At 59.6% G+C, this 10607-nt stretch carries 9 protein-coding genes and 1 pseudogene; all 10 read left to right on the top strand.

Annotated features, from left to right (window positions below):
• Positions 1-354: pseudogene (locus PDO_RS06375) on the top strand (NADH-quinone oxidoreductase subunit L); the annotation flags it as partial.
• The gene (locus PDO_RS06370) at positions 354-1865 is read left to right on the top strand and encodes an NADH-quinone oxidoreductase subunit M (RefSeq protein WP_007599396.1); all 1512 of its coding nucleotides are present in this window, start codon (positions 354-356) and stop codon (positions 1863-1865) included. The pseudogene PDO_RS06375 and the gene PDO_RS06370, both read left to right, overlap by 1 nt.
• 18 nt (positions 1866-1883) lie before the next feature.
• Positions 1884-3329 carry an NADH-quinone oxidoreductase subunit NuoN gene (nuoN, locus tag PDO_RS06365; protein WP_007599394.1) on the top strand — a complete coding sequence of 482 codons (1446 nt, stop codon included), beginning with the start codon at positions 1884-1886 and terminating at the stop codon, positions 3327-3329.
• Entirely contained in the window at positions 3326-4093 is a 768-nt protein-coding gene (locus PDO_RS06360) for a biotin--[acetyl-CoA-carboxylase] ligase (RefSeq protein ID WP_037072788.1), read from the top strand. The genes nuoN and PDO_RS06360 overlap by 4 nt, the downstream gene beginning before the upstream one ends.
• Before the next feature lie 18 nt (positions 4094-4111).
• Positions 4112-5779 carry a ribonuclease J gene (locus PDO_RS06355; protein ID WP_007599389.1) on the top strand — a complete coding sequence of 556 codons (1668 nt, stop codon included), beginning with the start codon at positions 4112-4114 and terminating at the stop codon, positions 5777-5779.
• A gap of 59 nt (positions 5780-5838) precedes the next feature.
• Entirely contained in the window at positions 5839-6243 is a 405-nt protein-coding gene (mce, locus tag PDO_RS06350) for a methylmalonyl-CoA epimerase (RefSeq protein ID WP_007599387.1), read from the top strand.
• Positions 6244-6369: 126 nt separating this feature from the next.
• The gene (locus PDO_RS06345; protein WP_007599386.1) at positions 6370-6642 is read left to right on the top strand and encodes a DUF1467 family protein; all 273 of its coding nucleotides are present in this window, start codon (positions 6370-6372) and stop codon (positions 6640-6642) included.
• Positions 6643-7159: 517 nt separating this feature from the next.
• Positions 7160-8482 (top strand): proline--tRNA ligase, encoded by a 1323-nt coding sequence (proS, locus tag PDO_RS06340; protein ID WP_007599384.1) that lies wholly within the window; start codon positions 7160-7162, stop codon positions 8480-8482.
• Between the two features lie 21 nt (positions 8483-8503).
• Positions 8504-9811 (top strand): lipoprotein-releasing ABC transporter permease subunit, encoded by a 1308-nt coding sequence (locus tag PDO_RS06335; RefSeq protein WP_007599382.1) that lies wholly within the window; start codon positions 8504-8506, stop codon positions 9809-9811.
• 14 nt (positions 9812-9825) lie between these two features.
• Complete coding sequence (locus PDO_RS06330; protein ID WP_007599375.1) at positions 9826-10515, top strand: ABC transporter ATP-binding protein; 690 nt, start codon at positions 9826-9828, stop codon at positions 10513-10515.
• The last annotated feature ends 92 nt before the right edge of the window (positions 10516-10607 follow it).

Below are 10607 nucleotides of genomic sequence, written 5' to 3'. Positions count from 1 at the left end.
CTGATCGGCTTCGTCACCGCCTGGTACATGTATATCAAGAACCCGTCGGCACCGAAGAAGCTCGCCGAGCAGCAGTGGATGCTCTACCAGTTCCTGCTCAACAAGTGGTATTTCGACGAGCTTTACGACTTCCTCTTCGTTCGTTCGTCCAAGGCGCTCGGCCGCTTCCTGTGGAAGAAGGGTGACGTTGCCACCATCGACGCTTACGGCCCGAACGGCGTTGCTGCCTCTGTTGCCGGCCTGACCCAGAGGGTTGTCCGCCTGCAGTCCGGCTACCTCTATCATTATGCCTTCGCGATGCTGATCGGTGTCGCCGCCCTTATTACCTGGATGATGCTCGGGAGTTCCTTCTGATGACCGACTGGCCAATTCTCTCGACGGTCACCTTTCTGCCGCTGGTTGGCGTGGCACTGCTGCTGCTCACCCGCGGTGACACTTCCCTTGGTCGGCGCAACATTCTCAATGTCTCGCTGCTGACCACGGTCTTCACCTTTGTCGTCTCGCTGTTCATCTGGATCGGCTTCGACAATGCGAATACCGGCTTCCAGATGGTCGAAAAGCATGACTGGCTCGGCACCGGCATCGCCTACCATGTCGGCGTCGACGGCATCTCGATGCTCTTCGTCGTCCTGACGACGCTGTTGATGCCGTTCTGCATCCTGGCGAGCTGGAATTCGGTCCAGAAGCGCCTCAAGGAATACATGATCGCCTTCCTGCTGCTCGAAACGCTGATGATCGGCGTCTTCGTGTCGCTCGACATCGTGCTGTTCTACGTCTTCTTCGAAGCAGGCCTGATCCCGATGTTCATCATCATCGGCGTCTGGGGTGGCAAGGACCGCGTCTACGCCTCCTACAAGTTCTTCCTCTACACGCTGCTCGGCTCGGTGCTGATGCTGCTCGCGATCATGGCGATGTACTGGGATGCCGGCACGACCGACATTTCTCAGCTGCTTGCCCATGAATTCCCGCCGCAGATGCAGACATGGCTGTGGCTGGCCTTCTTCGCCTCGTTCGCGGTGAAGATGCCGATGTGGCCGGTTCATACCTGGCTTCCGGATGCCCACGTCCAGGCGCCGACCGCCGGTTCGATGATTCTGGCCGGCATCCTCCTGAAGCTTGGCGGCTACGGCCTGCTGCGCTTCTCGGTGCCGATGTTCCCGCTGGCCTCTGACTATTTTGCCCCGTTGGTCTTCACCTTGTCGGTCATCGCCATCATCTACACCTCGCTGGTGGCCATGATGCAGGATGACATGAAGAAGGTCATCGCCTATTCGTCCGTCGCCCACATGGGTTACGTCACCATGGGCACGTTTGCCGCCAACGCGCAGGGCATCCAGGGTGCGATCTTCCAGATGATCAGCCACGGCTTCGTCTCGGCCGCGCTCTTCTTCTGTGTCGGCGTCATCTATGATCGCCTGCATACCCGCGAGATCACCGCCTATGGTGGCCTGGCCACCAACATGCCGAAATATGCCGTTGCCTTCATGGTCTTCACCATGGCCAATGTTGGTCTGCCAGGTACCTCGGGTTTCGTCGGTGAATTCCTCACCCTGATCGGCGTCTTCCGCGCCAATACCTGGGTCGCGCTGTTTGCCGCCACCGGTGTCATTCTCTCGGCTGGCTATTCGCTCTGGCTCTATCGCCGGGTCGTCTTCGGTGCGCTGGAGAAGGAAAGCGTCAAGGCGATGCTTGATCTGTCTGGCCGTGAGAAGCTCATTCTTTACCCGCTGATCGCGCTGACCATTTTCTTCGGCGTCTATCCGGCCCCGATCATGGATGTGACCGCCGCCTCCGTTGACCATCTGGTGAACAACTATTCCGCAGCCTTGCAAGCAGCCCAGTCCCTGGCGCTGACTGCGAACTGACGACAGGATCCTTTGGATATGACCGTTGAAACTCTCATCGCAAGCCTGCATCTGGTCACGCCGGAACTGATCCTCGCCGTCGGCGCGCTTGCGTTGCTCATGATCGGCGTGTTTTCGGGCGATCGGGCGACCGGTACCGTCACGGGCCTCGCCGTGGCACTACTGTTGGCGGCCGGCGTCTGCGTCATCTGGTTCTCGGGCGAGGGCGAAGCCTTCAACGGCGCCTATATCGCCGATGGCTTTGCGCGCTTCATGAAGATCCTGGCCCTGATCGGTTCGATCACCGCGATGATCATGGCTGTCGGCCATGCCAAGAACGACCATCTCGACAAGTTCGAGTTCCCGGTCCTGCTTGTTTTGGCGACGCTCGGCATCATGCTGATGATCTCCGCCAATGACCTGATCTCGGTCTATCTGGCGCTCGAGCTTCAGTCGCTTGCGCTCTACGTTGTTGCTGCGATCAATCGCGACAGCCTGCGCTCCACCGAAGCCGGCCTCAAGTATTTCGTTCTCGGCGCACTGTCGTCAGGCATGCTGCTTTACGGCATGTCGCTGGTCTACGGTTTCACCGGCAATACCGGCTTCGACGAAATCGCGGCCGTCCTGTCGGCAGGTGAGCCGCAGCTCGGCCTGATCTTCGGTCTGGTCTTCATTATGGCCGGCCTTGCCTTCAAGATCTCGGCGGTTCCCTTCCATATGTGGACGCCGGACGTTTACGAAGGCGCTCCGACCCCGGTCACTGCTTTTCTGGCAGCCGCACCGAAGATCGGTGCCATGGCGATCTTCGTGCGTATCGTTATTGACGCATTCCTGCCGATCTTCGCCGAGTGGCAGCAGATCGTCGTGTTCATCTCGATCGCCTCGATGGTTCTGGGTTCGGTTGCGGCCATCGGTCAGCGCAACATCAAGCGCCTGATGGCCTATTCATCGATCGGCCACATGGGCTATGCGCTCGTTGGTCTGGCAGCCGGCACCGCCGGCGGCGTGTCCGGTGTCCTGCTCTACATGGCGATTTACCTCGTCATGACCCTCGGCACCTTCGCCTGCATCATGGCGATGCGCCAGAAGGAAGGCGGCAATGTCGAAAACATCGACGATCTCGCCGGCCTATCGACCACCCGTCCGTTCATGGCCTTTGTTCTGACAGCGTTGATGTTCTCGCTGGCCGGCATTCCGCCGCTGGCAGGCTTCTTCGCCAAGTACTTCGTCTTTGTCGCAGCCATCGAAGCCAAGCTTTATGCCCTGGCGATCATCGGTGTGCTGGCCTCGGTCATCGGTGCCTTCTACTATCTGCGCATCGTCAAGGTCATGTGGTTCGATGAAGCTAAGGGCGAGTTTGCCCGCACGGCCGGCGAACTGCGACTGGTCTTCGGCCTTTCCGGCCTGTTTGTTGTCGGCTACGTCGTCTTCGGCGGCCCGCTCGGCACGGCTGCCGAAGCGGCTGCAAAGACGCTGTTTAATTGACAGGCGTCGGCAGAGCCCGCCGCTTGTCGATCGACGACTTCCGGCACGAATCCCTGGACGAGGTCTCGTCCACCAACAGTGAATGTCTCGCCCGCGCTCGCGCGGGCGATTCTGGTTTTCTCTGGATCACGGCGAAATGCCAGAGCGGTGGTCGCGGCCGGCGCGGCCGTACCTGGGTCTCGGAGCGCGGCAATCTCTATGCATCCCTGCTCTTGATCGATCCGGCGCCGATGGAAGAGCTGTCATCCTTGCCGCTCGCAGTCGCAACGGCTGTGCACGCATCCATTCGTGCGGTCATGCCGCACGGCGCCGCTCCCGTGGAAATCAAGTGGCCGAACGATGTGCTGATCGGCCGTCGCAAGACCTCCGGCATCCTGATGGAAGCGGAGAAACTGGCCGATGGACGCACAGCCTTGGTGATCGGCATCGGCATCAACATCGTCGTGCGTCCCGACCAGGGGCTCTATCCGGTGACCTCGCTTGCCGACGAAGGTGTGTCGATCTCACCGGAAGAGGTGTTTGCCCATCTTTTCGCCGAGATGGCCGATGCGATTTCGATCTGGGATCAGGGCAGGGGCATCGGCGCGATCGTCAAGCGCTGGCGGCATGCGGCCTGCGGCCTTGGTGAGAAAATAACTGTCAATCTGCCGGATCGCTCGATTCCCGGGATCTTTGCCGGAATCGATGATAAGGGAGTTCTATTGCTCGACCGCGGCACCGATGGAACCATGACCATCGCCGCAGGTGATGTGTTTTTCGGGTAAACTGGATCAGGAAAAAGAATGGCTAACAACGACGAACTGGTTTTCCTGCCGCTTGGCGGCGTGGGTGAAATCGGTATGAACCTCGCGCTTTACGGCTACGGCCCGGCCGCAAACCGGCAATGGATTATGGTCGATTGCGGCGTGACCTTTGCCGGCCCGGATCTGCCCGGCGTCGATCTGGTTTTCCCCGATATCAGCTTCATCCAAAAGCAGAAGAAGAATCTAAAGGCCATCATCATTACCCATGCCCACGAGGACCATTACGGCGCCTTGAACGATTTGTGGCCGGGTCTGAATGTGCCGGTCTATGCCTCGGGCTTCACCGCCGGCATGCTCGAAGCCAAGCGCGCCTACGAAGGCAGTCGCGCCGAGATTCCGATCACGCCCTTTAAGGCCGGCGACACGATCAACGTCGGGCCATTTTCGATCGAGGCGATCGGTGTCAATCACTCGATCCCCGAGCCGATGTCGCTGATCATCCGCACGCCGCTCGGCAATCTGGTCCATACCGGCGACTGGAAGATCGACCACAATCCGTCGCTTGGCCCGATTACCGACGAGCAACGCTTCCGCGCCGTTGGCGATGAAGGCGTGCTCGCCGTCATGTGCGATTCGACCAACGCGATGCGCGATGGTGTGTCGCCGTCGGAAGAGGAAGTGTCCGAAGGCCTGCGCAAGATCATCGTGGCAGCCGAGGGTCGCGTCGCCATCACTACCTTCTCGTCGAATGTCGGCCGTATCCGGTCGATCGCCGAGGCAGCAGAAGCCGCCGGTCGCGAAGTGCTGCTGCTTGGCAGTTCACTGAAGCGTGTGACGGCCGTCGCCCATGATATCGGCATCATGGAAGGACTGCGTCCGTTCATCGCCGAAGACGAATTCGGTTTCATTCCGCGCGACAAGGTCGTGGTCATCCTGACCGGCAGCCAGGGCGAGTCGCGCGCCGCACTTGCCAAACTGTCACGCGATGAAATGCGCAATGTCGCGCTTGCCGCCGGCGATACGGTCGTCTTCTCCTCCCGCGCTATCCCGGGCAACGAAAAGGCCATCCAGGACATCAAGAATGGTCTCGTCGAGCAGGGCGTGCACATCGTCACCGATAGCGAGGCGCTGGTGCATGTGTCGGGCCACCCCCGCCGCAACGAACTGCTGAAGATGTATGAATGGACCAGACCGAAAGTGCTTGTGCCAGTTCACGGTGAAGCAGCACATCTGGTCGCCCAGGGCGAGCTCGCGCTTCAGGCCGGGATCGAGACCGTTCCCAAGGTTCGCAACGGCGACATCCTGCGTCTTGCACCGGGTGCCGTCGAAGTGATCGGCAAGGCACAGGTCGGCCGCGTCTACAAGGACGGCAAGCTGGTTGGCGACCTGGAAGAAATGGGCATCGCCGATCGCAAGCGTCTCTCCTATGCCGGTCATGTCTCGGTCAACGTTCTTCTCGACAGCCGTTTCGATTTCGTCGGCGATCCAGATGTCGTGGCTTATGGCCTTCCGGAACTCGACATCGAGGGCGAGGACATGGAAGACACGCTGTATGACGCCGTGCTCGGCGCGGTAGAAAGCATTCCACGCACCCGCCGCAAGGAACTCGAAATGGTCCGCGAAGCCGTCCGGCGCGCTGTGCGCTCGGCAGCCAACGAAGCCTGGGGCAAGAAGCCGATCGTCACCGTCTTCCTGACCAAAGTCTGAGGGACGGCGCGGGGACAGGCGCATTAATGTCCCCGCATCGATTTTCGAGGAGAAGCAGCATGCTGGGTCGCGTCAATCACATTGCCATCGCCGTTCCTGATCTTGTCAGTGCAACGGCGGGTTATCGCGACACGCTGGGTGCAAAAGTATCCCAGGCGCAGGCTTTGCAGGAGCATGGCGTGATGGTGGTTTTCGTCGAACTGCCCAATACGAAGGTGGAATTGCTGGCGCCGCTTGGTGAGGATTCGCCGATCGCAGCGTTTCTCGCCAAGAATCCCGGCGGCGGCATGCACCATATCTGCTACGAAGTGGACGACATCCTTGCCGCGCGCGACCAGTTGACCGAAGCTGGCGCACGCGTACTCGGTTCGGGCGAACCGAAGATCGGCGCGCATGGAAAGCCGGTTCTCTTTCTCCATCCGAAGGACTTCTTCGGCACTTTGATCGAACTCGAACAGGTCTGATGCGTCGCTTTGTCCTTTGTGCCGCAGGCATCAGGGGATTATAGCAACCAGTGGTGCCGGTATCGGGGCCATCTCGGATGCACCATGCAATAGGGGCCGCAGGCGCGGCAAGTGGAGAGCAGGTATATGGCCATCATTTCAGCGCTGGCGGTCTATTTCGTCATTTGGTGGCTGACGCTGTTTGTCGTCCTGCCGATTGGCCTTCGGACCCAGGAGGAAGATCACGATGTGGTTCTTGGCACGGTCGCCAGTGCGCCGACCAGGTTTCGCGCTTTCCGCGTGATGATGACGACGACGGTCGTATCTGCGCTGATCTATGGCGGCTGGTATGTGGCGAGCGCCTATTTCGGTATCAGCGTCAACGACTTGCCGCGAATTCTTCCGGAGTTCCGGAAGTAGGAACCAGCGCACCAACGCAGGAACCTCGCAGAGAGGGCGGATTTTGGTCGCTCTTTTTATTGTTTCGACAGGCCAAAAAAAAACAAGGTCTGTGAAGACCTTGTTCTAATAATCGCGTGATCCTTCACCAATTAAGGGGCTGCGACAAGCGCGCCTAAGATCTGATCCTCCCAAGACTTTACCGCGATAATGGCAAGAATTTGAACTCCCTGCCTCTTTTATGGGCTGAAACTAGCCCAATCCGTGGACGTTGTCACCCCCCAAATTTGCATAAATGCTACAGTCACCGAAAAAAATCACCATGGCTCTAAATGTCGCACGGCTGCCATAAAACGACAGCATTTGCGACCTCTTCCGAGGCTACGTAACGGCTGGGACAACCGCTTGTGGGCGAAGTCGCACGATATCGCTTGCGGGTTTTCATCGGATGCTGAAACAGCTATGAACGCATCCGGATATCCCATTTCAATCGCTGATTCCGCCGCTTGGCCGGATCATCAACCAGCTGGAAATTGTTATGCGTCTGTCGCGCTATTTCATGCCGATCCTGAAGGAAAACCCGAAGGAAGCCGAAATCGTCTCCCACCGTCTGATGCTGCGGGCCGGAATGATCCGTCAGCAGAGCCAGGGGATCTATTCCTGGCTGCCGCTTGGCAAGCGCGTACTCGACAAGGTCAACAAGATCATTCGGGAAGAGCAGAACCGCGCCGGCGCCATCGAATTGTCGATGCCGACCCTGCAGTCGGCCGAACTCTGGCAGGAAAGCGGTCGCTACGAGGACTATGGCAAGGAAATGCTGCGCATCAAGGACCGTCAGGACCGCCCGATGCTGTATGGCCCGACCAATGAGGAAATGATCACCGACATTTTCCGCTCGTCGGTCAAATCCTACAAGAGCCTGCCGCTCAACCTCTACCATATCCAGCTGAAGTTCCGCGACGAGATCCGCCCGCGTTTCGGCACCATGCGTTCGCGCGAATTCCTGATGAAGGATGCCTATTCCTTCGACCTAACCCAGGCCGATGCGATCCATTCCTACAATAAGATGTTTGCCGCCTATCTGCGCACCTTTGCCCGTCTTGGCATGCGCGCGATCCCGATGCGCGCCGATACCGGCCCGATCGGCGGCAATCACAGCCACGAGTTCATCATTCTGGCCGAGACCGGCGAGTCCGAAGTGTTTTCCCACAAGGCTTTCGTCGATTTCGACATTCCGCCGGAAGATACCGATTTCGACGATGTTGCCGGCCTGCAGGCGATCTTCGACAAGTGGACTTCGGTCTATGCCGCAACATCGGAAATGCACGACGAGGCGGCGTTCAACGCGATCCCCGACGGTGACCGTCTGTCTGCCCGTGGCATCGAAGTCGGCCACATCTTCTATTTCGGCACCAAATATTCCGAACCGATGGGCGCCAAGGTCCAGGGTCCGGACGGCAAGGAACACCTTGTCCACATGGGTTCCTATGGCATTGGTCCGTCACGCCTTGTTCCCGCCATCATCGAAGCCTCGCATGACGACAACGGAATCATCTGGCCGGCATCCGTCGCGCCGTTTGATGCTGCCGTGATCAACATGAAGGCAGGCGATGAGGCTTGCGACGCCGCATGCGAAACGCTCTACGCTGCCCTGCTCAAGGCCGGCAAGGACGTTCTGCTCGACGACACCGATGATCGCGCCGGCACCAAGTTCGCCACGGCAGACCTGATCGGTGTGCCGGTGCAGATCATTGCCGGTCCGCGCTCGGTCGCTGCTGGCGAAATCGAGCTCAAGGACCGTAAGACCGGAGCGCGCGAGACGATGACGATCGAAGCGGCGATCAACAAGCTGACTGCCTAAAGGCGAAAGCAGGGAGACACCATGGCGAGCAAAGCCGCTGGCAACGAGACGGGCACAGCCCAAAAGGGCACCGCCGCACGGGCTTTTTCCGCCTTTGAACGCATGGTCGCCTGGCGCTACCTGAGAGCGCGGCGCAAGGAGGCGTTCATTTCGGTGATCGCCGGCTTTTCCTTCGTCGGCATCATGCTCGGCGTGGCGACACTGATCATCGTCATGGCGGTGATGAACGGTTTCCGCACCGAACTGGTGTCGCGCATTCTGGGCATCAACGGCCATATGATCGTGCAGCCGATCGATCAGCCGCTGAACGACTATGCTGATCTCGCCACGCGCTTTTCGGCGGTTCCGGGCGTGACCATGGCTTTGCCGCTTGTCGAAGGCCAGACATTGGCCTCGGGGCGGGAAGGGGCCGGAACCGGCGCGCTGGTTCGCGGCATCCGTCCGGATGACCTTGCCAAGCTCAGTGTGGTTTCCAGCAACATCCGCTCCGGCGACATGGTCGGCTTCACCGCCGGGCAGGGCGTCCTGATCGGTTCGCGCATGGCAGCGCAACTGGGCCTGAGCGCCGGTGACACGATCACGCTCGTTTCGCCTGAAGGCGACGTGACTCCGATGGGTGTCAATCCACGGGTCAAGTCCTACCCGGTCTCGGGCATCTTCGAGATCGGCATGTCGGAATATGACGCCTCGATCATCTATATGCCGCTCGAGGAAGCGCAACTCTATTTCAATGTCGAAGGCATCGTCCAGTCGATCGAGCTGTTTATCTCCGATCCCGATGCGGTGGACGACCTGCGCCCGCTGATCGAGCAGGCTGCTGGCCGACAGATCTTCATCACCGATTGGCGCCAGCGCAACCAGACTTTCTTCTCGGCGCTGCAGGTCGAGCGCAACGTCATGTTCATGATCCTGACGCTGATCGTGCTTGTTGCGGCACTCAACATCATTTCCGGCCTGATCATGCTGGTCAAGGACAAGGCGAGCGACATCGCCATCCTGCGCACCATGGGCGCGACATCGGGCGCGATCATGCGCATCTTCTTCATGACGGGTGCGGCCATCGGCACGACGGGCACCTTTGCCGGCGTCCTGCTCGGTGTGCTGGTCTGTCTGAACATCGAATCGATCCGCCAGTTCTTCTCCTGGGTTTCGGGCACGGTGCTGTTTGATCCGGAACTCTATTTCCTCAGCCAGTTGCCGGCGGACATGAATGTCGGCGAGACGATTTCCGTGGTGGTGATGGCGCTCAGCCTGTCCTTCATGGCGACCATTTTCCCTGCCTGGCGGGCCTCGCGGCTCGATCCGGTGCAGGCATTGCGCTACGAATAAGGATGCCGAACCCGATGGCCAACGACGTTGTTCTTTCGCTTGCCGGCATCGACCGCCACTACGGTCAGGGCGAAACCGTGCTCTCCATCCTGAAGGGGGCCGATTTTACCCTGCGTACCGGCGAGACCGTGGCGCTGGTCGCGCCTTCCGGCACGGGTAAATCGACGCTTCTGCATATCGCTGGCCTGCTCGAGCATCCGGACGCCGGCGAAGTCACGGTCGGCGGTATTGCCTGCCAGGAGCTCGGCGATGAACAGCGCACGACGATCCGGCGCAATTCCGTCGGTTTCGTCTACCAGTTTCATCATCTCCTGCCGGAATTCACCGCACTGGAAAACGTGATGATGCCGCAGTTGATCGCGGGCCTCAGCCAGGCGGAGGCGAAGGAACGGGGCAAGCAGCTTCTCGACTATATGCGCATCGGTCCGCGGGCGGAGCACCGTCCGGCGGAATTGTCCGGTGGTGAGCAGCAGCGCGTCGCGATTGCGCGCGCGGTCGCCAACGCGCCGCTGGTGTTGCTCGCCGACGAACCGACCGGCAATCTCGATCCGGAAACCGCATCTTACGTCTTCTCGGCGCTCGAAGCGCTGGTGCGCCAATCGGGACTGTCCGCGATGATCGCGACGCACAATCATGAGATAGCGCGACGCATGGATCGTTGCGTAACCCTGGTTGACGGTAAGATCGTCGAATTCCAGCCCTGATTATAAATTCGAACAGGCAGGGCCCGCGGTTGGATGGAATTGTGTTCCGTTCGACAGCGGGCTTTTTTTTGGTTGACAAGAGAACGTAATGA

Origin of the sequence: Rhizobium sp. PDO1-076 (assembly GCF_000247475.1) — a bacterium.
In the GTDB taxonomy this organism is placed as follows: Bacteria; Pseudomonadota; Alphaproteobacteria; order Rhizobiales; family Rhizobiaceae; genus Allorhizobium.
Note: the sequence above shows the minus strand (reverse complement) of the source record. Positions and strands in the feature narration are given on the sequence as shown.

Bases quoted from the DNA above. Each gene is read 5' to 3' on its own strand.
- PDO_RS06330 (WP_007599375.1), top strand. From the start codon at position 9,826: ATGGCCAACGACGTTGTTCTTTCGCTTGCCGGCATCGACCGCCACTAC.
- PDO_RS06370 (WP_007599396.1), top strand. From the start codon at position 354: ATGACCGACTGGCCAATTCTCTCGACGGTCACCTTTCTGCCGCTGGTT.
- proS (WP_007599384.1), top strand. From the start codon at position 7,160: ATGCGTCTGTCGCGCTATTTCATGCCGATCCTGAAGGAAAACCCGAAG.
- PDO_RS06355 (WP_007599389.1), top strand. From the start codon at position 4,112: ATGGCTAACAACGACGAACTGGTTTTCCTGCCGCTTGGCGGCGTGGGT.
- PDO_RS06335 (WP_007599382.1), top strand. From the start codon at position 8,504: ATGGCGAGCAAAGCCGCTGGCAACGAGACGGGCACAGCCCAAAAGGGC.
- PDO_RS06345 (WP_007599386.1), top strand. From the start codon at position 6,370: ATGGCCATCATTTCAGCGCTGGCGGTCTATTTCGTCATTTGGTGGCTG.
- mce (WP_007599387.1), top strand. From the start codon at position 5,839: ATGCTGGGTCGCGTCAATCACATTGCCATCGCCGTTCCTGATCTTGTC.
- nuoN (WP_007599394.1), top strand. From the start codon at position 1,884: ATGACCGTTGAAACTCTCATCGCAAGCCTGCATCTGGTCACGCCGGAA.